General features: G+C 58.8%; 22 protein-coding genes. 14 read left to right on the forward strand and 8 right to left on the reverse strand.

Annotated elements, in window-relative coordinates; genetic code table 11:
* The first annotated feature begins 11 nt into the window (after positions 1 to 11).
* The 9 genes from ACVWYP_RS13365 to ACVWYP_RS13405 all read left to right on the forward strand — a co-directional run bounded on the left by ACVWYP_RS13365 (position 12) and on the right by ACVWYP_RS13405 (position 7,045).
* Positions 12 to 644 carry a hypothetical protein gene (locus ACVWYP_RS13365; RefSeq protein WP_028343887.1) on the forward strand — a complete coding sequence of 211 codons (633 nt, stop codon included), beginning with the start codon at positions 12 to 14 and terminating at the stop codon, positions 642 to 644.
* Positions 641 to 1,264 carry a type III secretion system stator protein SctL gene (gene sctL / locus ACVWYP_RS13370; RefSeq protein ID WP_028343886.1) on the forward strand — a complete coding sequence of 208 codons (624 nt, stop codon included), beginning with the start codon at positions 641 to 643 and terminating at the stop codon, positions 1,262 to 1,264. Before ACVWYP_RS13365 ends, sctL begins: the two co-directional genes overlap by 4 nt.
* Positions 1,261 to 2,616, forward strand: coding sequence for a type III secretion system ATPase SctN (sctN, locus tag ACVWYP_RS13375; RefSeq protein WP_304498897.1), 1,356 nt, complete (start codon positions 1,261 to 1,263; stop codon positions 2,614 to 2,616). The genes sctL and sctN overlap by 4 nt, the downstream gene beginning before the upstream one ends.
* The gene (locus ACVWYP_RS13380) at positions 2,592 to 3,128 is read left to right on the forward strand and encodes an HlyD family secretion protein (protein ID WP_028343884.1); all 537 of its coding nucleotides are present in this window, start codon (positions 2,592 to 2,594) and stop codon (positions 3,126 to 3,128) included. Before sctN ends, ACVWYP_RS13380 begins: the two co-directional genes overlap by 25 nt.
* 113 nt (positions 3,129 to 3,241) lie before the next feature.
* The gene (gene sctQ / locus ACVWYP_RS13385) at positions 3,242 to 4,243 is read left to right on the forward strand and encodes a type III secretion system cytoplasmic ring protein SctQ (RefSeq protein ID WP_028343883.1); all 1,002 of its coding nucleotides are present in this window, start codon (positions 3,242 to 3,244) and stop codon (positions 4,241 to 4,243) included.
* On the forward strand, positions 4,236 to 4,901 hold the full coding sequence (gene sctR, locus ACVWYP_RS13390) for a type III secretion system export apparatus subunit SctR (RefSeq protein ID WP_028343882.1): 666 nt from the start codon (positions 4,236 to 4,238) through the stop codon (positions 4,899 to 4,901). Before sctQ ends, sctR begins: the two co-directional genes overlap by 8 nt.
* Before the next feature lie 2 nt (positions 4,902 to 4,903).
* Complete coding sequence (locus tag ACVWYP_RS13395; protein ID WP_028343881.1) at positions 4,904 to 5,179, forward strand: EscS/YscS/HrcS family type III secretion system export apparatus protein; 276 nt, start codon at positions 4,904 to 4,906, stop codon at positions 5,177 to 5,179.
* Between the two features lie 10 nt (positions 5,180 to 5,189).
* On the forward strand, positions 5,190 to 6,011 hold the full coding sequence (sctT, locus tag ACVWYP_RS13400; protein ID WP_028343880.1) for a type III secretion system export apparatus subunit SctT: 822 nt from the start codon (positions 5,190 to 5,192) through the stop codon (positions 6,009 to 6,011).
* Entirely contained in the window at positions 6,008 to 7,045 is a 1,038-nt protein-coding gene (locus ACVWYP_RS13405) for an EscU/YscU/HrcU family type III secretion system export apparatus switch protein (protein WP_028343879.1), read from the forward strand. The genes sctT and ACVWYP_RS13405 overlap by 4 nt, the downstream gene beginning before the upstream one ends.
* Before the next feature lie 135 nt (positions 7,046 to 7,180).
* Here ACVWYP_RS13405 and ACVWYP_RS13410 read toward each other — a convergent pair whose 3' ends face one another.
* The 4 genes from ACVWYP_RS13410 to ACVWYP_RS13425 are packed head-to-tail and all read right to left on the reverse strand — an operon-like array spanning position 7,181 to position 10,457.
* Entirely contained in the window at positions 7,181 to 7,843 is a 663-nt protein-coding gene (locus ACVWYP_RS13410; protein WP_080583568.1) for a CpaD family pilus assembly lipoprotein, read from the reverse strand.
* Positions 7,844 to 7,853: 10 nt separating this feature from the next.
* Positions 7,854 to 9,308, reverse strand: a complete 1,455-nt coding sequence (locus tag ACVWYP_RS13415) for a type II and III secretion system protein family protein (RefSeq protein WP_028343877.1) — start codon at positions 9,306 to 9,308, stop codon at positions 7,854 to 7,856.
* 28 nt (positions 9,309 to 9,336) lie between these two features.
* Positions 9,337 to 10,026 carry a response regulator gene (locus tag ACVWYP_RS13420; protein ID WP_026192327.1) on the reverse strand — a complete coding sequence of 230 codons (690 nt, stop codon included), beginning with the start codon at positions 10,024 to 10,026 and terminating at the stop codon, positions 9,337 to 9,339.
* A gap of 41 nt (positions 10,027 to 10,067) precedes the next feature.
* Positions 10,068 to 10,457 carry a hypothetical protein gene (locus ACVWYP_RS13425; RefSeq protein ID WP_125459152.1) on the reverse strand — a complete coding sequence of 130 codons (390 nt, stop codon included), beginning with the start codon at positions 10,455 to 10,457 and terminating at the stop codon, positions 10,068 to 10,070.
* Positions 10,458 to 11,352: 895 nt separating this feature from the next.
* Here ACVWYP_RS13425 and ACVWYP_RS13430 point away from each other — a divergent pair.
* Both ACVWYP_RS13430 and ACVWYP_RS13435 read left to right on the forward strand, forming a co-directional pair.
* Positions 11,353 to 11,835 (forward strand): hypothetical protein, encoded by a 483-nt coding sequence (locus ACVWYP_RS13430; protein ID WP_155258733.1) that lies wholly within the window; start codon positions 11,353 to 11,355, stop codon positions 11,833 to 11,835.
* A gap of 961 nt (positions 11,836 to 12,796) precedes the next feature.
* On the forward strand, positions 12,797 to 13,180 hold the full coding sequence (locus ACVWYP_RS13435) for a VirK family protein (protein WP_225161277.1): 384 nt from the start codon (positions 12,797 to 12,799) through the stop codon (positions 13,178 to 13,180).
* A gap of 360 nt (positions 13,181 to 13,540) precedes the next feature.
* Here ACVWYP_RS13435 and ACVWYP_RS13440 read toward each other — a convergent pair whose 3' ends face one another.
* From ACVWYP_RS13440 to ACVWYP_RS13450, 3 genes are read right to left on the reverse strand one after another with little or no spacing between them, the layout of a single operon-like run.
* Positions 13,541 to 14,299: a hypothetical protein gene (locus tag ACVWYP_RS13440; RefSeq protein ID WP_016844741.1), complete on the reverse strand. Its 759-nt coding sequence runs from the start codon at positions 14,297 to 14,299 to the stop codon at positions 13,541 to 13,543.
* A 40-nt stretch (positions 14,300 to 14,339) separates the two neighbouring features.
* Positions 14,340 to 14,993 (reverse strand): hypothetical protein, encoded by a 654-nt coding sequence (locus ACVWYP_RS13445; protein WP_016844740.1) that lies wholly within the window; start codon positions 14,991 to 14,993, stop codon positions 14,340 to 14,342.
* On the reverse strand, positions 14,984 to 15,559 hold the full coding sequence (locus ACVWYP_RS13450; RefSeq protein ID WP_016844739.1) for a hypothetical protein: 576 nt from the start codon (positions 15,557 to 15,559) through the stop codon (positions 14,984 to 14,986). The genes ACVWYP_RS13445 and ACVWYP_RS13450 overlap by 10 nt, the downstream gene beginning before the upstream one ends.
* A gap of 810 nt (positions 15,560 to 16,369) precedes the next feature.
* On the opposite strand from ACVWYP_RS13450, the gene ACVWYP_RS13455 reads away from it, so the two are divergent.
* Together ACVWYP_RS13455 and ACVWYP_RS13460 are read left to right on the forward strand one after the other, a co-directional pair.
* Complete coding sequence (locus ACVWYP_RS13455; RefSeq protein WP_016844738.1) at positions 16,370 to 17,059, forward strand: methyltransferase; 690 nt, start codon at positions 16,370 to 16,372, stop codon at positions 17,057 to 17,059.
* A gap of 139 nt (positions 17,060 to 17,198) precedes the next feature.
* Positions 17,199 to 18,482, forward strand: a complete 1,284-nt coding sequence (locus ACVWYP_RS13460; RefSeq protein ID WP_016844737.1) for an NAD(P)/FAD-dependent oxidoreductase — start codon at positions 17,199 to 17,201, stop codon at positions 18,480 to 18,482.
* A 135-nt stretch (positions 18,483 to 18,617) separates the two neighbouring features.
* Here the strand turns inward: ACVWYP_RS13460 and ACVWYP_RS13465 are convergent, their stop codons facing one another.
* Entirely contained in the window at positions 18,618 to 19,148 is a 531-nt protein-coding gene (locus ACVWYP_RS13465; RefSeq protein ID WP_225161279.1) for an SPASM domain-containing protein, read from the reverse strand.
* A gap of 1,379 nt (positions 19,149 to 20,527) precedes the next feature.
* Here ACVWYP_RS13465 and ACVWYP_RS13470 point away from each other — a divergent pair.
* Positions 20,528 to 21,766, forward strand: a complete 1,239-nt coding sequence (locus tag ACVWYP_RS13470; RefSeq protein ID WP_026192328.1) for a cytochrome P450 — start codon at positions 20,528 to 20,530, stop codon at positions 21,764 to 21,766.
* Positions 21,767 to 21,858: the final 92 nt, after the last annotated feature.

Raw genomic sequence — 21,858 nt, forward strand, 5'->3', positions numbered from 1 at the left:
CCAGGACGCTCATGTCGGTATCAATGTCTCCCGTCGAACCCAATCGTTCGTTCACGCTGGCTTCCGATCGATTGCGTGAGCTTGTTGCCTCGATCCATCCGAGCCGTTCTGCTGCCTGTCTTGATCCGCTGCTGTCGCCGGCCACGTTGCTCCGACTACAGCAGAGTTTTAGGCTGCAGCCAAGACTGGCCGCACTGCTGGTCGGCCACGAAGTCGATGTGGGCGGAGCTGGCTGGAGCGAGGATCCTTTGCTCGGGCATGATCCGCGGCGGGCTGCCATGTTCGCCGGCAGTATCTGGCATGCACGCTCCGTCCTGAAGCTGGTTTCAAAGCACGATCTGTCAATTTTGGTCGAAATGATCGGTGCTGAAGCGCATGCTTTCGCCATCCGGCATTTATCCAGTGCGGTCGCAACAACGCCTATTGCCGATCCGGAGCGCCTGTCGCGACAGATCGAACACGATGGGCATGCCTGTCTTGGCGCCTGGCTCGACAAGGCTCCAGCGCTCGACCGTATCCGCGTGCTTCTACGCCTGCCCGTTGGGACCGCCGCGGACAATCCGGCGGCTGAGCACGGTTGTGCCGCAGGCCCGCTGCTCTCCTTGGTTATGACCCATTTGCGGGCGGAGGCTACCACGATATGACAGTCGACGTCCCAGCATTGCCTGTGACCCCGCAGTTCCGCCCGCTTGGACCTCTGATCCCGGCAGCCGAGCTCAAGATCTGGCATGACGCCCTAGACGCTCGGGCTGCTGCCGGACGGCACCTGCAGCGTGTTCGCAGCTGGGGACGCAAAGCTTATGAGCGGGAACGGGGGCGCGGCCATGCCGAGGGCGTCAAGGCGGGCGCAGAGGAAATGACGCAACTGATTGCGCAGGCTGCGTGTGAACTCGCGCAGCGAAAAGCCGTTCTGGAGCAGCAGTTGCCCGAACTGGTCATTGAGATCGTGCGCGATTTGCTTGGCTCCTTTGATCCGGGAGAGATGCTGGTACGCAGTATTCGTCACGCGATCGAGCAAAAGTACAAGAACACGGAAGTTTGCCTTCACGTATCGCCCTTAAAGGCCGATCTGCTTGCCAGCGAATTCGCAGCCTACAACGGACAGGATGGCCGGCCCAAGGTCAGGATCGAGCTGGATCCGGCGCTCGCGGCGGACCAATGCGTTTTGTGGAGCGAGTTTGGCAATGTCGACCTCGGACTCGCCGCGCAGCTCCGCGCGCTTCGTTTGGGGTTTGGCTTGCCTTCGCACGAAGGTGAGCCATGACCACGCAACGACCGACGCATAATGCTGCGGCTGAAGAAGGGGCAGTCCACGCCGCACTGTCATCCTTGAGATCTTCCGCTAAGCATATCGACACGCGTGCCGTCCGCGGTCGGGTCACGCGGGCGATCGGTACACTGCTCCATGCCGTCCTGCCGGAGGCCAGGGTTGGGGAACTATGCCTCTTGCAGGATCCCCGCAGCGGATGGTCGCTCGAGGCCGAGGTGATCGGTTTGTTGCCGGACGGGGTGTTACTTACGCCGATCGGTGACATGGTCGGCTTGTCCAACCGTGCGGAAGTCGTCACGACCGGGCGAATGCAGGAAGTGCCGGTCGGCCCCGATTTGCTCGGCCGCGTGATCGACAGTTTCGGTCGTCCGCTCGATGGTAAGGGCCCCATAAAGGCTGGCGAAGCGCGTCCGCTGCGTGGTAAGGCGCCTAACCCGATGAAACGGCGCGGTATCGAACAGTCTTTTCCGCTCGGCGTTCGTGTCCTGGATGGGCTCCTGACATGTGGAGAAGGCCAGCGGATCGGAATCTATGGAGACGCCGGTTGCGGCAAGTCGACACTGATGTCGCAGATCGTCAAGGGTGCAGCCGCCGACGTCACGATTGTCGCGTTGATCGGTGAACGCGGCCGAGAGGTGCGTGAATTCATCGAGCGCCATCTTGGCGAAGCGCTCCGCCGCTCGGTTGTCGTTGTGGAGACCTCCGACCGTTCGGCCATGGAGCGGGCGCAGTGCGCCCATATGGCGACGGCGCTGGCCGAATATTTTCGTGATCAGGGGCTGCGCGTCGTTCTGATGATGGATTCCTTGACACGCTTTAGCCGCGCGATGCGCGAAATGGGCCTTGCCGCAGGAGAGCCTCCGACCCGGCGCGGATTTCCGCCCTCCGTCTTTGCGCTGCTGCCGGGCTTGTTGGAGCGGGCCGGCATGGGCGAGCATGGCTCCATCACGGCCTTCTATACCGTGCTTGTCGAAGGTGACGGCATGGGCGACCCAATCGCCGAAGAATCACGCGGCATTCTTGACGGGCACATCATTCTCTCGCGCGCGTTAGCCTCGCGAGAGCATTTTCCGGCAATCGATGTGCTGTCGAGCCGAAGCCGCGTCATGGATGCCATCGTTTCTGTTCAGCATCGCAAGGCCGCTTCCTTGTTCCGTGATCTGCTCTCGCGCTACGCTGAGGCCGAGTTCTTGATCAAGGTCGGCGAATACAAGCAAGGCTCCGATCCGCTGACCGACCGGGCGATCGCCTCGATCGAGGAGTTGCGCACGTTCCTGCGTCAGGGCCAGGACGAAGCATGCAATTTTGAGGAGACGGTGGCATGGATGTCGCGTCTGACCGCATGAACTGTGTTCATGCCTCGAAATTGCGGCTGGTGAAGGACATGCGGGAGCGGAGTGCCCTTCGTGAGCTGTCTAACATGGAAGCCAAGCGCCGCATCGCAGATGAAGCTGTCGCACAGGCTTGCGAGCAGCTTGCAAATGCCGAAAGACACCGCGCAAGTATTGAAGCCGAGCTCTATCGGCAGATGTTATCGGACGATGCGATATCCGTCAGCGAACTCGAGCGCCGCCATCATCTTATCATCGGCCGACTCACAGAGGACATCGCGGCAGCCCAGCAGGTTCTTGACGAGGCGCGCTCCGCTCAAGATCAGGCCGAGACTGCAGTCCTTGAGGCGCGGACGCTTTGGGCCAAACGTTCGGCGGCGTGCCACAAATGGCAAGAGATCGAGCGTGACGTTGAGCGAAGCACCAATGCTCGTGTTGAAGCCGCGACGGAAATCGAAGCCGATGATGAGGTGTTGCTTCGCTACCGCAGAGGCGCGTCCGTCCAAAGGGGAGACGAGCCGAGCTGATGGCCGATACCCCTACCTTAGCGCCAGCGTGCCGTGAGGGGCAGGCGCCGCCTGCGACCCAGAGGCCGGATGGATCGGTGCCATTCAGCCCGCGGCTGACCCTCTCGCATGTTGTGGTCTCGTGGCTCAACGAGATCGCGGTTTTCCGCGGACCTCTGCAAAGCCGTCTCGGCGACAAGCTGCTATCGCTGCGTATAAACCGGCTTGTCTGGCAGGTCGAGCCGACTGAGACATCGATGCTTGATTGCGTCTTTGACGCCGGCGGCGAAATGCTCGTCTTGTCCTTGCCCGTCCCGCTTGCCGAAGCGCTGATTGCGACCGTACAGAACGGCCTGAGCTTACCTTCCGAGCCGACGCGTTCGCTGGTGCTTGAACTGGCGCTAGAGCCGTTGCTCGCTCCATTGGAGCGACTGATGCAGCGGCATTTGCAGCTTCTCCGCACCGATGAAGCGGCGAAATCAGGTCCATACCTGGAATTCGACGTCGCCTATGGTCAGCTCACGAGCAAGGCTCGCCTGGTTTTATTCTCGTCTCTTGACGCTCTGGTTCCGCCAGCGTTCAGCGTCCTGGGCGAACTGCTTGGCCGATTGCCGCGACAGACGCCCAAGCTTCGTTCTGAACTGCCTGTCATTGTCGCAGGCCAGGTTGGCTCGCTCCGCATCACGATCGGCCTTGTTCGTCAGGCACAGCAAGGCGATGCGCTGCTGCCGGACGCTATTCCGCTTGCTCGAGGGCAGGTCATCCTGACTGCGGGCGCATTGTGGGCCCCTGCGGAGATTGCCGGCGACAGGCTGGTCCTGCGGGGGCCATTCCGCTCGCAATCCCACCCCCTGAAAAATGGACACATGACGACACATCCCCAAGCGCAACAGCTCCCCTCCGAGGCCGATATCGACAGTCTCGAGATCACGCTCGTATTCGAATGCGGCCGCTGGCCGATGTCGATTGGAACCTTGCGAAGCATCAACGAAGGCCATGTGTTCGAACTCGGCCGGTCGCTTGAGGGCCCCATCGATATCCTTGCCAACGGGCAGCGTATCGGCCGCGGCGATATCGTGCGGGTCGGCGAGGAACTTGCCGTCAGGTTACGCGGCAGGTTGGCGGTCAATGACTGAGATTCAACCCAGCATCCTGGCGCTTCTTGCGATCACGGTCGGCCTCGGCCTGCTCGCCTTCGCAGTCGTTACAACGACCGCTTTCATAAAGGTCTCCGTTGTGCTCTTCCTGGTGCGCAACGCGCTCGGAACCCAATCGATACCGCCCAACATCGTCCTGTACGGGGCGGCACTGATCCTGACGGTCTTCATCAGTGCGCCGGTGTTTGAGCAGACCTATAACCGCCTGACGGATCCGCAACTCCGCTACCAAACGTTCGATGACTGGGTGACGGCCGCCAAGGAGGGGCAGGAGCCGCTGCGCGCCCATCTGAAGAAGTTCACCAATGAAGAGCAGCGCCGGTTTTTCCTGTCATCGACCGAACATGTCTGGTCGGAGGAGATGCGCGGCAGTGCCACGGCTGATGATTTTGTGATTCTTGTGCCGTCGTTCCTGATCTCGGAGCTCAAGCGCGGCTTCGAAATCGGTTTTCTTCTCTATCTTCCCTTTATCACCATCGACCTGATCGTCACGACGATTTTGATGGCCATGGGGATGTCGATGGTGTCGCCGACGGTGATATCTGTTCCCTTCAAGCTCTTTCTGTTCGTCACCATCGACGGCTGGTCACGTCTCATGCACGGGCTGGTATTAAGCTATACGACGCCCGGAGGTTGATAATGAACGAAGCCAGCATCCTCATGCACCTGAGCCAATCGCTCGTGCTTTTCATGATCTGGGTTCTGCCGCCGCTCCTCGCAGCTCTCATTTCGGGATTGATCATTGGCCTCATCCAGGCGGCAACCCAGCTCCAGGATCAAACCTTGCCCCTGACGGTGAAGCTTCTGGTCGTCGTCGCCGTGCTCGCCGGCTTTTCTCCTGTGCTCAGTGTTCCGCTCATCGAACAAGCCGAGCGCATTTTCAGCGAGTTTCCTGCACTCACCGCAAGATACTAGCGGGACCTGGATGGCTGGCCTGTCACCCACCGATGCGCACGCTCTCGTCCAGGGAGGAATCGAACTTGTCGCGGCAACCGGCCTAAGCGCGGCCCGCGCCTTGGGCATCATGCTTGTGCTTCCTGTTTTTACGCGGCCGCGTATCAGCGGCCTGATTCGGGGCAGCCTGACGATTGCGATCGGATTACCGTGCCTGGCGCAGATCAGGCTGGGCCTGGAGGCGCTAGACCCGAACACGCGTCTGGTCAGCGTCACCATGCTCGGTTTGAAGGAGGTCTTCGTCGGCCTTCTGCTCGGCATCCTGCTCAGCATTCCCCTATGGAGTATCCAGGCAGTCGGCGACATCATCGATACCCAGAGAGGAATCTCGAGCCAGGTCGCGGCGGAAGATCCTGCGACGCACAGCCAGGCGTCAGGAACCGGGCTTTTTCTCGGTGTCACTGCGGTCACGATCTTCGTTCTGGTCGGCGGCCTCCAGACCATGGTGAGCAGTCTTTATGGCAGCTATCTGATCTGGCCCGTGTATCAGTTCCTGCCTGCGGTCACGGCACAAGGGGCAATGGAATGCCTCACCCTTCTCGATCATATCATGCTGACGACGCTATTGGTCGCCGGGCCCGTGCTGGCCCTGCTGCTGTTGATCGACGTGTCGGTCATGATGCTCGGCCGCTTTGCATCGCAGCTCAAGCTGAACGATCTTTCGCCTACGATCAAGAATGTCGCCTTCGGCATCATCATGGTCAGCTACACCGTCTATCTCCTCGAATACGCGGGAGCCGAAATCCTGACGTCGAACAACGTGCTCGAGCATTTCAAGAAGCTCTTGAAATGAGCAGCACGAGCGAGGAGAAAAAGCTTCCTCCGACACCCAAGAAGCTGCGCGATGCACGCAAAAAGGGGCAGAGCGCGCGCAGTTCGGATTTGGTGAGCGGGGTCAGCGCCTGCGCTGGTTTTTCCTGCCTGTGGTGGAGAGCGGGAGCGATCGAAGACAAGTGGCATGAAACGGTCCGGCTGATCGACAAACTGCAGGACCAGCCTTTCACGAGCGCTGTTCCGCAGGCGCTCAGCGGATTATTGGAACTTTCGATTGCAACGGTCGGGCCTTTGCTCGCGGCTGCCGTGGCAGCTGCCCTTCTGGCCAATGTTCTGGCCAATGGCGGCTTCATGTTTGCTTTGGAGCCACTCAAACCGAAACTTGAGAAACTGGATCCCATCAAGGGCTTGACGCGGATCGCATCGAAACGATCGGCCATCGAGCTTGGCAAGACGCTGGTTAAGGTGGTGCTCCTCGGGACGTGCTTTTTCCTCACCGTGACCGCAAGCTGGAAAGCACTGGTGTACTTGCCGGTCTGCGGCATGGGCTGTCTCGGAATTGTCTTCACCGAAGTCAAGCTGCTGGCCGGGATTGCCGCCGGGGCGTTTCTCGTTGGCGGATTGATTGATCTTCTGATCCAGCGCTGGTTGTTCCTGCAGGAGATGCGCATGACCGAAACCGAGGCCAAGCGCGAGAACAAGGAACAACAAGGCAATCCGCAGGTGAAGCGTGAACACCGGCGTCTGCGCCAGGAGTCCGCGAACGAGGCTCCGCTTGGCGTTCATCGCGCCAACCTGATCCTAAGGGGGTCCACAACCCTGGTTGGGTTGAGGTATGTTCGCGGCGAAACCGGTGTGCCTGTCCTGGTCTGCCGTGGCGAGGGCGAAACTGCTTCCAAACTGCTTGGCGAGGCGCGCGCGCTGGTCCTCAAGATTGTGGATGACGACGTCCTGGCGCGACAGCTGCTCGGCACAGCAAAGCTCGGCAACCCGGTTCCTTCGCAATATTTCGAGGCGGTCGCAAAAGCGCTTCACGCTGGCGGGCTGGTCTAGAGTGCTTGCGGGCGAAGCGGGTCCCGATTCGCGTGAAGAAACGCGCCAGACCGAAAATTTAGAGCCCCGTTCCGCAATCAATCGGGACGGAAAAAACGCTGGATCATCTTGACGGTGGCGCTAGGTGGCAGCCCCTCATCGAGGGGGCTGTACGTCACTCGTCGCCGCCGCGGGGGCTTCCGTTGCCCTGTTGCTCGCTCCATCTTCCCCTTTGCTCTTGTTGGGCGGGGCAAAGCTGCCGTGGCTGGCAACAGGAATGGCGGCGCGATCGCCACTACTTATTATGACAGATCGATTGTCCAGCAAGTCGAGCGGATCGTTGACCATGACTGCCAGATTGTTTCTGGTCGAGCAGCCAAGGGTCGGATCGAATGAATTATCGTTTACTGCAGGCCCGACGATGGAAAGCGATGGACAGATAGGAGGATGGGCTTCAAAGGTGATGGCCTCGATCCGCACCCCGAACCGGGCGGGCAGATCGAGCGGGGAGGCAGCAAGGCGGATGTTATAGGGGGCAATGCCCATGGCACGGGCCTCGTGAGCCACTTGTGCAATGAGCCGGGGAGAGCCGGTGACATCGACATGGAGTGCATCCCGCCGGCCGCCACTGGCACTCGCAATGAAGCTCCGCAGCCGATGCCTTTCGGAGCCACGAAGGCTCTGCAGGAACAAGACGCTGCTCTTCTGCTCCACCTGGATCGCTTGCTCAGCCGGCTCGGAACGGACCGAAGCGCTATTTGCGCATCCACCTAATGTTGCCGCCATAACGATCAAATGGCACAGACGTCGCAAGGTCATTTGACGATCCTCATTCGATGATAAAGCCGGCGCTGCCGGTCAATCCTGGTGCGCTGGTGCGGGGCGCATCGCGGTCTTTTGGCGGTCGCGCCAGCGTATTCGTCAAAATGCGGCCCGCGTCCGACGGCGGTGCGATGCGATCGTTCGGCGCACTCATCCGGCTCGGGTTCGATCCGGGCCGCACGATGTAAGGCGTGACAATAATGACAAGCTCGGTTTCGCGCTTTTGAAACGATGAGGAGCGAAACAGCGCGCCGAGGATCGGCACGTCGCCGAGCCAGGGAAATTCGCCGATGTCGTTGTTGAAGTTGCGCCTGATCAGGCCGCCGATTGCAAAGCTCTGACCGCTGGCGAGCTCGACCACGGTGCTGGCCCGCCGCGTCGAGAGGGCAGGGACTTCCATGCCATTGATCTTGACTTGGCCCTCGCTCGACAGCTCGCTGACTTCGGGCTTCACACGGACATTGATCTGATTATTGTTGAGAACCGTCGGAACGAATTCGAGGCTCACGCCGAACTGGCGGAATTGGACCGAAACCTGCCGATTATCCTGCATCACAGGAATGGGGAATTCGCCGCCGGCCAGGAAGCTTGCGGACTCGCCGGACATCGCCGTCAGATTCGGCTCAGCCAGGATCGAGGCGAGGTGTTCGCTGGCGAGCGCGTCGAGAACAGCGCTGAGATTGGTATTGCCGGCGCTGAACCCGATACCGATCGTGCCGCCGCCGCCGGCGGCGCCAGACCCGCCATCTTTGCCGCTGATCAGAAAAGCGCCGTTCGGGCTGGATGCGGTGAAATGGATATTGAGATCCTTGACGGCGCTGCGGGAGACTTCTGCGACCCGTACGCTGAGATTCACCTGCAACGACCCGGCGACCTGGATCTTGTTGACGACCAGTGACCCGGCCCCAAGAAACTGCTCGGTAACTTTCTTGGCGGTCTCGACGACTTCGGCATTGGGCGCCGTACCGCTTAGGATAGCGCCGCGTGGGGTATAGCTCACGTGGATCGGATAGTCGCCAACCTCGGCTCGAAGCGTTGCTCGCAGGTCCTCGATCGGCTGTGTAACGACCACGCGCAGCTCGGCGAGAGCCTCGCCGTTTTCGTTCAGGGCAAAGAGGCTGGTCCGTCCGGATTTCTTGCCAAACACGAAGATCGTCGTGTTCGACGGTGCCTGATAATCCGCAATCGTCGGGTCAGCAACAAAGATGCTGGTCGCCGCAGCGGTCAGATGAACTGTCTTGCCCTGTGAAGAAGTCAGGTTCAGCGTGCCGGAGGTGCCGCCCGGCGCCGCGCGTGGCGGTTCTCCTTTGCCATCCCGCTTGATCTCGGCTGCCGCAGCAGATGAAAACAGCATAGCAAATCCGCACAGGACGTAGCAGAGGCGAGATAAACCGGCAGAGCGCGACGCGCTGGCGACCATCGACGGCTCATCGGTGCCGGCAGCATTGTAAATGACCTTCAAGGGATTGTTGCTTTCGAGTTCGATTTAATCAGGCAGCCGAGGCTGCCTCAATGAGTTCAAGGGTGTAACCGACGCCGCGCGCGGTCTTGATCCTGAGCGTCGCACCCGACTGGCTCAAATGCGTGCGCAGGCGATAGATCCCGACTTCCAGCGCATTGGTCGAGACCTCATCGTCGAACGCGTACAGGCTGTCCTCCAGTGATGCGCGCGGCACGGTGCGGCCGGCACGGTTGAGCAAATGTTCAAGAATGCACACTTCGCGGCGGGCAATCTTCAGTATCCGACCACCGACCGCGACTTGCCTCGCAATGGGGTCGAAGTGCAGATTGCCGAATGTCACGAGCGGCGCCGTCATTTGCGTCGACCGCCGCAGAATGGCCCGCATGCGTGCGATGAGTTCCTCGGTCGATACGGGTTTGGGGAGGAAATCGTCCGCGCCCGCATTGAAGATCGCAATCCGCCGGCCGAGATCGTTGAGACTGCTCATCATAATGGCCGGCATCGAGCGTCCCTCGCGCCGCAGCTGCTTCAGCCAATCCAAGCCGTCTCCATCGGGCAGAACCAATTCGAGCAAAAGAATGTGATAGTTGGCGCAATCCAGCGCGGCCGCCGCCTCATCCAGCGTGCGTGTCACGTCAACTGCGAACCCGCAATAGGGGAGCGCTTCCTTCACAGCACGGGCAAAGTCCGCATGATGATCAACCAGGAGAATTCGCATTTCATCGCCTCTCGTCCATACACGCCAAGACCTTAAGCGCGTCACGGTTGACCAAGAGGTTCGACGAAACTGACAGACGTCCGCCTTGGCGTGAGCGCCAAAGTGCGGCAGCGACGAAGCGGAGCGTGGTGGCGGGCGATCAATCCCGGTGACATACTTATCATGAGATTGAAAAATGCGATGACCCGACGGTGACTGCATACGTCGCCGGCGATGCCGAGCGGGCCCTTTATGCCGGGAAGAGATGCAAAATCATTCACGAGGCCGCAAGCGGTTGCAGCAGATTGGCGGATCTGAGCATTGATCGCAGAGATGTCTGCACGCACTGAGTAGCCGTCTTCGATCGTGATGGCGTTAGAGCGCGCAATCGAAGCCAATACCCAGGAGCGAGCCGATGGATTTGTGGCTGAACAGCCTGGCGAAACCGACATTGTTGGAACTCCCCACCACTTCCACCTTGCCCCGGCCCCGCGGTCAATCTTGCTATGCTGTCGAGCCTGTGGCGTCGCCAAGTCCCGATGAGGCAAGGTGTTCCGCGTGAATGACAATTTCAGGCCACGCATCTGGACGATGCCTCCGGCGCAGCGATGTACGACGAACAGATCGATGTGCCTTCCGACTACTGAGAAAACCGCTCCCTAGCCGGTGATAGACATGCAGGGCGCCAACGATCCCGATGTTTTGCCGCGTCCAATGCTGCGCCCCATCGACAAGTCGTGAATGAGGGGCAGATAGGGGCGCTGCTTGTCGGGGTTAGGACGCCTCTGATCGAGGTCATTGCGCCAGCTGCATCTCATCTTGGATGAGCGGCGGCGGAATGATCGAAGCTCGAGTTTTTGGTTGCGTGGTGCACGGACAGTGCGAGGTAAACAGAGCCTGCTTTCGGCCCGAATGCTAGATCCTGATCCGGCTGCAACAGGGGTCGCACTGATTCCTTCGCGCTGCACGTAAGCGGTGTTGAGAACACGCCGTCGACAGGAGTGATCGATCCGTGTGACCGAGCGAAGTGGTGTGGCGTTGAGTTTGAGAGACGTTCGCAATTCTTGCTACCTGTCGGGAAGTGTTCGCGCGAGCGCGGTTGTGTGTCGCGAGGTTGTCGGAAATCCTACAATCTGACGTTGGGTGAGATTCAAGTGTCTTTAACAATTGGTTACAACGTACCCTCAAACTTGTGCGCGTCTTGAGGCGACAGCGAGGCAGTCTGGACACGGTCACAGCTTTGAGGATCTCTGTCGGTCTTACTTTCTCCAACGTCGTGAGCATCTCGTCTCTCCAAATTCTATGACGCGCAGTCTGACCTGCAACGATGGCATGAGGCAGCCATACTTGCTGCGCGTTAAGGGCGAAGCCGTTGCGCGCGTAAGCGTGCGATTGCCGGATCGCCTCACACGTGGCGATTGGCAGGCTGACTTTGGCTGGCCGCAAGAAGCGTTGATCTGGCGCGTGATCTTCTGGATGCAGACGCGCGATTGCCGAAGTGGAATTGACCGGCAAGGGATTGGACAGAGAATCGATTGTCACACCACATTCCTGAATGCTGCCTCCAAAGATCGCAACCGACTATGGGGGCTTCATGCAGGATCGGCAAAATCAATTGTTTTGATGGAACGCATTCAAAAGGCGGATAGGCGTAGAGCGGCTGCGCGGCTTGCCGTGTTTGATGCGGCGTTTACTGCGCTTGACGGTCTTCAAAACGCGCGTCCCGTATTTCGCCGAAGGCGTTCTCCGGCTCACGACACGGGTTCGGTCTCGGGCACGAACGCGGCGACCGGATCGATGTCAGGCAATAGCCGAAGCCCGCCCGAATGAGTGACGTCAAAGATCAATTTGGAAGGGCAGGTCGAAATGGGCACCACGCGTCGGACCTCAAGTCATCTAGCTGCTGCTCAAAGCTTGCTTGATGCTAGGACCTGTGTGCCGGCGCGTCGGTGTGTGCGCTCAGCTCGTCTGGCTGCCGGTCCACGCGGTGAGGCTGCTTCAGGACGCCGTGAGCCTCAAAGGGAGTATCTGCGGGATTCCGTGGATCAACATTCATTCTTCTTCCATCTCCCCTCGAGTGCCGGCCGTTGGCATGGAGTTTTGCAGGTGCAGCTTTCGAGAAGCTGACGGACCAGGAAGGAAGCCAGTATCCGTTTGAGGGGTGCCGGATGAATTCAGTTCAGTGAGGTGAGCGGTCAGCCAGACAGAAGCCACGCAAAGCGATATATTTGAAGTCGACACTGCTTTGTGCCATCTGGCGTTCCTGTTTTCGACGAGGGCGAGATCGGGTGTCTTGACTGAGCTTGTTCGCCCAGCCACCCATTGTCGGCCATCCCCGCGGGCAGAGAGTCCTACCAGGTCTCAACGTGGACAAGCTGGCAGATGCGGTTGGTCGAAGTCTTCTTTCGGAAATCGCCCGCTTAGGCGCATTTGGGGCCGCTCGGTCATATCGGCCTCCGTTGGATTGGCGCGACCGGTTGCCGTTTGTAGTTCTAGGCGGCTGGCGGTCGATCGAATCGTTCCAGCGATGTCGTACGAGCTCAGGCCACTTTAGTAAACCTGACCTACGAGGTTGTGACGTCGGAATGGCCGTCACAACCACTTGTGCTTGGTCGCGACAGGTTGTTTTTGTCGCAGGGCGCGGCGTGCTTGATGTCTGGAATCCGCCAAACGGCTTGCGAGGACGACGTCTTGCAGCGTGCGATCTTTGGTACTTATCGAGGGAGATGAGCATATGAAGTGTACTGGCAAAGGGCTGACGATCCTGTTGTCCCTGCTTTCGGCCGCAAGCATGAGCACGATGGCGAGAGCCGACGAGCCTTCGCCAAAATACACGGAGGTGCTCAATGCCCTGCAGACCGGAAAGAACGTGAAGCTCATCCTGGACATGAGCCGCTGTGCCAACGCGGAGGGTAGCAAGCCTGCGTCGGCGACGCAGGCCGGTCTGGTCATCAATGCCTTCAGGGTGACGCCCCAGAACGGCATCAGCTTCGCCAATGCGCACCAAACGGTGGACAGCGCGGGACATGCCGTCACCGAGTACATCCGCCATAGCCTCAGCCGCGAAGGCAAGCTCACGGTGCGGGCCTCGAAGCTTGTCGTCGGGACCACCGAACTTGTGCACCAGGGCGAATTCATCTGCGACCTGCCTGATGGCGCGAAGTTCATCTGGTAAGAAGAGCACGGCGCAGGACCCCACTTCGAAGCTGTTTCCTTAACCGCGTGGATGCTTCACCGAGCATGGCACGATAATATAGATCGTGAAGACGGCCGGATTGTCTCTGACCGTCTTTCGTCTGGGCGTCCGAGTTGCACGAAGGTGCGCCAGTTCGCTCAAAGGCGCCATATGAGGGCTGACGATCCTCATCGGATCTTTGTGATCGGAGGATCGCCAGTGCCGGCTATGCTGGTATGATCAGGAGCCAAGGGCCCTCATCAAACCAAAAACCGGGTCGCCAAAGTACGTTCGCATCCTTGTCCGCGACCCTAGTGAGACATTCTTTCCAATCCGAATGGTCCACCGGCCGGTGATGATTCACGTTTGATCGTCGGCCAAGCCATGGTCTTGTAGCGCGTTCGCATCTTGTATCCCGATGGTTCTCGGGTCTGCTCGGCTGAAAGTGCCGTCGCTGCCGAATGCGACGACAACGTGATAGATACATCGCCGACGAGCCCCTTGTTTAGCCAAATAGCGGCCGATGGAAGAGAAGAACGCGGCCTCCAGGTAGGCTTTCGGCTGTGTACGGTTTGGCGCCAGCGCCGAAGGGGCGTCCTCGCGCCATTCGAAAGGTGCGGGTGCATCAAACCCTGGCGCAGGACCGACGTCGATACCCGGGGAAGCCCTCCCCACCGCACGCGTCGCTTCGCCCAGCAAAGCGGGCCGAGGGTGGTGAATGAGTTGAACGTCGTTGGGTCCTCCCGGTCCCAACATGGCCGTGTAGCGTTCGCCGCCGATCTCGTAGTTCATGACCGGATATTCCGCAACAGGCAAGAAGTCCCACTTGCCCAACGTGGATAGCATCATGTCAGGAGCCAGCTGGGTGCGATGCGAGAAGTCCTTGGGAACGGCAAACGACACATCGAACGTATCGCCGACAGCGGGAGACCGCAGATGGATGAGCTGAACATCATTGGGCCCTCGCGGTCCCAACACGCCCGTATAGCCTTCACCGCGAATATCGTAGGTCTTTACCCACTGTGCTGCATCGGGCAACAGACCCCATCGACCCAGCTTGGAGCGCATCATATCCGGCGCAGGCTGGGTGCCGTGGGAGAAGTCCTCGGGAACGGCCAAAGAAGCATCAAAGCTGTCGCTGGCTGGAAAGGACGTCCGCTCAAGTGGTCTGGGCCGCAGCGCCTTGGTCCATCATCCGTCCAAAATAGTTTTCAGGGACGAAATTCGGCCGCGGGCTGGGTCGCCAGGTCACGGCATCGAAAAGCTCTTCCTGGAGGAAACTTTGCACGGGCGATGAAGTCGCCGAGTGCATTCGTTGCCAACCGGTCACGGCATCGAAAAGTTCTTCCTGAGTGAAACTTGGCGCGGGCGATGAAGTCGCTGAACGCATTTGCTGCGAAAGCAATGGTGCATCGAAGCCAGGAGCTGAAAGCTCGCTGCTCTGCTCCGCGGTATCGAAAAGCTCATCCTGGGCCACACTATGTATCGGAGAATGAGGGGCTAAACTTGGCTCGTGCCAAACCTGCAGAGTATTGAAACCATCAGCCGGTAGTGAGGCGTCGCGATCCGCAGCGCTCCCCAAGCGCTGTTCATCGACCGGCCGCATGGGCAAAGGAGAGGGCGGTTGAATGACCTGCCGCGAACTGCCTCCTTCTGCGCCCAAATTACCCCGCCCGACGATCGCGCGATAGTCGCGGAGAGCGTTCAAGGCGGCGATGAGCGTCTTGTCATTTCGAAACAAACGGACTGCGTGGCCGAGCAGTTTGTCATCGCTGAGCTTGGCAATGGACGACGGGCGGAGCGCTACCGCCAACTTCCGCAGCCCGCTCGCATAGCCCCCGGCCTTTTTCTCGCCGATCTGTCGACCAAAACGTGCCTCGGCAGCCTCCCTGATGAGACGCTCATCTTCCCTGGAAGGACGATAATGTGTTCTGAGGGGGAGAGCGTCTGCGTCAGGCTCGCGGTACCGACTGACCATTGACAATGCGGGGCGATCACCTTGTCGTTCGGCAGCAGCTTTCTAGCGTGTCCGAGCAACGCATTGTCATCGAGGCCAGAAATTGATTTGCCATCCTGCTTCAGCGCTTCAGCCAATTTGCGAAGCCGACGATCATAAATACTGACGGTGGTAGGCCTCGGCGGTAAATCTCGCTTGAGAGCAGCGCCGGATGCCGCCTGGATGAGGCGATCGTCCTCCTCGGTGACATCATAAAGCTCTCTATGGGAATATATGGGGTCGGCCCCTGGCGCGTCCAGCAGGTGCTGCTCGAACTCCGCTTGCGGCTGTTGCGGTTGTTCCGCGGCCGCATTGGATGCAGCCGAATCATGATCAGCTTGGTTGATAGTGCTCAATCGGTCCATGATCTCGTCCGCCAGCATAGCTCTGTGGTTCCTCGCTACTGATGTTAACTTTCCAAAACCTGACGTGACTTCCCGTCAGGTAGAGTGAACGAGGTCCGGAAAGTGTCTGCTCCGAGGCGCTGCAGCGCGGATCGCAGACACAAAGAGGGGATTGTGATAAAAGTGGGCGCGGGTTGAGGAGTTGAGCTGCAACAAGGGTATGCCGCTCCATTGATGATCGCCTCCTTATCTCGATTCAGGCGATCGGCGCTATGATGGCGAAGGCCGGTATGGCGTCGGCGAGTTTTCGATCGTCGGAGGCAAGCGCAGGGTGAAATATCGCTTTTTCTTAAATCAGCTAGATAGCCATTGGGGCGGCATCAAATCGTGAATTGTGCGAAATCTTGTCTATTCCTGACGAGCTCTCGTCGAAGTTTCCAGGTCGCAACTTCTGATTTCCGGTCAACCTGCCGTGAGAATAGCTGCGAGAATAGCCGCAACACGAAGCCATTCGTACGCCAACTTGGTCATACGTGTTCGGAGTCCGACACCGCCGGAGACAATCGTCGGGGCGGCAGAACATCAGAGCTGCCGGCAGTCGTTCTCCAAGGAAAATCAGAAGCCGAGCGCTTTGAATTCCGATGGCACGGCCGTTGCTTATTGAGAGGCAATGACAGTCGGCGAAGGCGCAAAGCGCATTCAGACACGTTGGGACAAACCTGCCCGAAACTCTTTAAACCGGTAGGCCCTGTACAGTGCAACAGCAGGCGCACTTGCTCAATAGGGCGTTCCATCGATTGGATGGCAGGACGATGAGGCAAAGCGCGCGCCAGGGAACTGGAGATTTGAATGACTGCCCCCAAAGCCATATCGGCGCGGCGCCAAACGACCGATGTAGACGCTATGATCGCGGATCTGCGGTCATGCGAACACCCGCACGACGTGGAAGTGTGCGGTATGCTCTTGCACATTCTCCCCGGCGTTCTGTCGCCACGCCTAAGTCACGCTCCCGACGCCTTGATATCGAAGTGGCACATCCAATCTGGAGCAACAGTATGGGATTTGGGATGCGGATCAGGCGTCCTGGGGCTGGCGGCACTTCGCGCTGGGGCAGAACACCTGGTGGCTCTCGATATCAATCCGCAAGCCGTTCTCACCACAAAGTTAAACATCGAGCGGTTAGGTCATTCCAAGCAGGCAGAAGCGCGCCTCAGTGACATCTATTCTGCGCTGCAGCCTGAAGAAAAGTTCGACCGTATTTTGTTTGCCGCCCCGTACTGGAACCGAAAAGCAAGGGACGATTTGGAGCGCTCCTGCTTTGACGAAGATCACAGCGCCATGGCCTCAGCTCTCGGCGGAGCGCATAATTGGCTCAACGCCAACGGCCTGATGTATGTCGTCTTTTCTGATCAGGGAGATATTGGGCGCGTCTTGAACTTGATCGATAATAGTAACCTGCGTGTTAGAAATATGCATATTTTCCGACCATCGATTCATGGCGGGCATATCCGGATCATCTGGGAGCTCACGATTCGATGAAGCCTCTTCGGCTCCTGGATCCGCCAAGCGCTGCTGCTGGTCAAACTGCTAAAGTACCGGTTCACGACTCGTTCGGATCGGTAGTTCGATAGCGAAGACCGCCGGCCGAGTTTGATGCGTTGCAGAACGAGTTCGTCGGATGCAAGGCAATCGCAAGTCGCACGGCTTATGGGAGCTCACGGCGCCGGCGCCGCCGTATACCGGTCCTCTCGTGGGTGATTTGCAAGCCGATGTCGTTGTGATTGGCGGTGGATATACTGGACTCTCTGCGGCTATCCGCCTCGCGGAGGGCGGCGTGCGCGTCATTCTGCTGGAGGCATCCGAAATTGGATTCGGTGGTTCCGGGCGCAACGTCGGGCTCGTCAATGCGGGTATGTGGGTCATGCCCGACACGCTCTCAGACACGCTCGGCTCCCCGTTTGGAGAGCGGCTCATCGAATTACTGGGTGGAGGACCGCAGGAGGTTTTTGCACTGATCGAGAGATATGGGATCGACTGTGAAGTTGAGCGCGCGGGGACCCTGCATTGCGCGGTCGGCCGCAGGGGCTTGGAGGAAATCCAGATTCGTGCCGAACAGTGGCAGAAACGCGGCGCTCCGGTCGCGGTGCTTGATGCGAAGGAGACGCGCAGAAAGATTGGCGGTGGCAACTATACCGGCGCGCTGCTCGATACGCGCGCCGGTACAATACAGCCACTGGCCTATGCGCGCGGCTTGGCGCGCGTTGCGCTTGCGGCGGGCGCGAGGATATTCGCGCAGACTGAAGTCCTCACAGTCCACGAAATGGGGTTGCGCTGGAGGGTCGGCACGGCAATGGGATCTGTGTGTGCTGAGTGGGTAATCGTCGCTACCGACGCCTACGGCAAAAGACCTTGGTTGCGGATTCAGCGAGAGCAGATCCGTCTACCTTACTTCAATTTGGCAACGCGGCCCTTACCAGATCGTCTCAGGACCTCAATCTTGCCCGAACGACAAGGGGCATGGGACACCCACGAGGTCCTTTCCTCGTTTCGCTTCGATCAGTCCGGCCGTCTGGTGTTCGGCAGCGTTGGCGCTCTAGAGGGTATCGGCACCTTGGTTCACCGAGCCTGGGCGGTCAGGTCGCTACGTAGGCTGTTTCCGCAGCTCGGCGACGTCGAGTTCGAAGCCGGCTGGTTCGGGATGATCGGGATGACTTCCGACCACCTGCCGCGCTTTCACAAGCTCGACCGTAACCTCGTGTCCTTCGGCGGTTACAACGGGCGCGGGATTGCACCTGGGACCGTCCTCGGCCGGGTGTTGGCGTCCTACGTTCTCGGCCGCCTTGCGGAAGAGGACCTACCACTTCCAGCTGCGCCGGTTGAATATCGGCGGTTTCGTGCCGCCCGTGAGGCCCTCTACAGCGCAGGCTCTCAACTGGTTCACCTCACTGAGGCGCGGCTCTGATCCGCCTCGTGTCAATCGCATATCCGATCCGGCGGTTTCCATCGGTTTGGCCGTTCCCGGCACGTGGCGAGCGAATTGGCATCGGTCGCGTTCTTCAGAGAGAATCTTGACATCCACACTCGTGCAGGCCGGCCGTCACGTCTGTTGGTCGGCATCCATATAACATCCCGACGTCTGCGGGTGAGCAAACTCGCACATCCTGCAGAGCAGAAAGCCATCCATTCCGTTCATGCGATCGGCGATTTCGTGAAAAATTGGGCTTTCGAAGAGATATGCGTATTCGTCGCGCAAAAGATTGCCCAGGACATGACGCCGCTCAAAATCCATCCCGCACAGAGTAACGTCGCCGTTTGGTAGAAGGACATTCCGATGTTGTTGTTTGCCAATACACGTCAAGGGTCCGACGACGGGCTGTCGCGGTTTGATGATATTCGACTCTAGACGTCCTCGGCTGTTACTCAGCGGACGCAAGCGCTGCAGCGCTTTTGCGGGAATGGTGTCGGCGAGGTCCGGATGGACTTTGCCCAGGACAACGAATCGAATCGAGGGAATGTTCGCCTCGACGAGTCGGCGCATGACATTGAGATAGGACTTTCCGACGAGCCGGCTGTTCATATAAGTGCCGTCATCAGGAACGTGGACGATGAAAGCCCTGAACTGCAGCATTTGCAAGCGCCGAATGTCACTCCCGTTCATTCCGACGAGGGTCGTGAAAATTCGGATCTGATGCCCACGTGCGTAAGCATGCTCAACCATCCTGGTGCATTTCGGATGGAGCCAAGGCTCCGAGTAGCCGGCAAAACTGATCTCGGTAGTCCTCGGCACGCGTGCAAGACACCGCTCGAAATCCTGAAGACCTAGGTACTTCGCTTGAGACACGGGTCTTTGCCGATCAGCGAACTTGTCTTGGTGGCAATAAGTACACCGGACGATGCATCCTGCGGTCGTCGTTATCTCCAATACCCGGCGACCAGGATTGGCAGCGCGTAAGTTTTGTAACACCATGGGATATGCCGTCATTCTGTCTGGTCCTTTCAGGCGCCGGAGCAAGAAATTGCGAGAGGGAGCGCAGCGTTCGATGAGCAGCCGCTTGCTTTGCTCCTCACGGATTGCAAATACAGGATATGCAGGTTGGCGAAATGACCTAGACCAAGCTCCTATCTCGTCGCTAACAATGCTCCGAGCTCGGCCACGCCTACCGAAGCCTGGATAGGCCTGGCGTGCCAACTCGGCTCTCTATGCGTTGGCCGTCGCGTAGCACCGCTGGCTGTTACTTACATCTTCGTTCCGAGTCAGCGCCACGCCAGATGCTGGGCTCGGTGTTCTCGCTAGAATGGTCTGCGGAGATGCTTCCGCAGCCGTAGCGATGCGGAACCGGCGCCGGATCCGCCCAAGCGGCACATCCTAAGGCTTTCCGATGGCAGCGCAGGTTCTGAAACATCTTTCTATTTGTCGCGCAAGCGATTGCGCTCGCGAACTGTTTGGGCGCCATCAATGCGATGGACAAGCGGTCGAGCATCGCAAGCTCTTGGCGGCGATAGTTCCTATTCCCGTTAGATGGCAAGTTGCTGGTCAGGATGATGAATGAAGCACGCTTGTTGCCATGTTGAGAACCAAATTGGCCTTTCTCGGCGGAGCGGTGCTAACTGATTTCGTCGACGACGATCAGCGTGGGTCGTGGTCACCGCACGATCCCGCGGCCAATATGCGGCCGCGGGGAGCCGAAAACGTCGTATCTGGCACCTAAAGAAGCTGGAAGGTGGCTCACATTGCGCTGTTCGGTGGCGCGAGCAGCGATCTAGCTGGCATTGGGCGACGCCTGTGTAGCGAGGATTGTTCTCATCAATCCACTGGGGCAAATCGAGTTAGAAAGTCAACGCCATCCTTACCTGCCGGAACTGGTAGGGGTGACTGCCCGCGCTTTAGGATACTCTGTTGGGGCGACGATCCGCTCGCAACAAAACGTCACGGCAGCTCGAAACGATGGATCGCGACCTGTGGATCCGCAAGCTCTCAAGAGAGCAAAATCTGCGGAGGCGATCGTGATAACGCAATTGGTAGACTACAGAACCGACGGCGCGTTTAAGATCCCGCTGAGCAATCTGGACGTAAGCGAAGCCAAGCGCTTTCAAGATGATAGCATATGGGGTTATTTCGAGCGGCTGCGAAGGGAAGATCCCGTTCACTACTGCCAGGATAGCCCCTATGGTCCATATTGGTCCATAACGAAATACCGCGATATCGTAGAGGTAGATACTAATCACAAGATATTCTCGTCGGAGCAAGGCGTCACTATTGTCGACGTGCCTGACAGGCACTGGACGCAGAGTTTCATCAAGATGGGTCCGCCTAAGCATCGCGAGCAGCGTGATACTGTAAGTCCGATAGTCGCGCCGGAAAACTTGACGAAACTCGAGAGCTTGATCCGTCGTCGCGTCAGGACGATTCTGGACGGCTTGCCGCGCAACAATGACTTCAATTGGGTGGATAGGGTCTCCATCGAATTGACGACGCAGATGCTTGCCACGCTATTCGACTTTCCATTTGAGGATCGGCGTCTGCTGACCTATTGGTCGGACGTAGCTGTTGCAATGCCCAGAACTGGCCAGCCGATCGATAGCTGGGACAAGCGAAGTGCGATCTTGTCCGAGTGCCTGGATTATTTCACAGGCCTTTGGAACGAGCGCATCAATGCCGAGCCACGGATGGACCTGATTTCCATGATGGCGCACTCGCCTGCAACTCGACACGTGGAGCCGAGTGAGTTTCTTGGAAATCTGATTCTGCTGATCGTCGGTGGGAATGACACCACGCGCAATTCGATTACCGGCGGCCTCCTGTTCATGAACCAGCACCCCTCCGAGCTGCGAAAGCTACGCGATAATCCGAAACTTGTCTCGAGCGCCGTGTCCGAGATTATTCGTTATCAAACGCCCATCGCACATATGCGCCGCAACGCCGCGGCCGATAGCATCGTCGGTGGGAAACAAGTCAGGAAGGGCGACAAGGTCGTCATGTGGTACATCTCAGGAAACCGCGACGATGAAGTCATCGAGAACGCCGAGCGCTTCGTCATCGACCGCAGGAACGTGCGGCAACATCTTTCGTTCGGATTTGGGATCCATCGCTGCGTTGGTCGACATCTTGCGGAGCTGCAGCTGAAAATCCTCTGGGAGGAGATTTTGAAGGCACGACTGGAAGTCGAGGTTGTCGGCGAACCCGAGCGAATTGCGTCGAACTTTGTGCACGGTTATTCCGCTCTTCCTGTGCGGATTGCAGCCTAGGCTTCGATCCCTCGAATCTGGCGACCGGCCCCGGGGTGCGGCTTGGTCGGCGCGAAACAATCGCTGCATGTTGAGATCCGGTCTGCAATTGG

The organism is Bradyrhizobium sp. USDA 3262, from assembly GCF_054060035.1.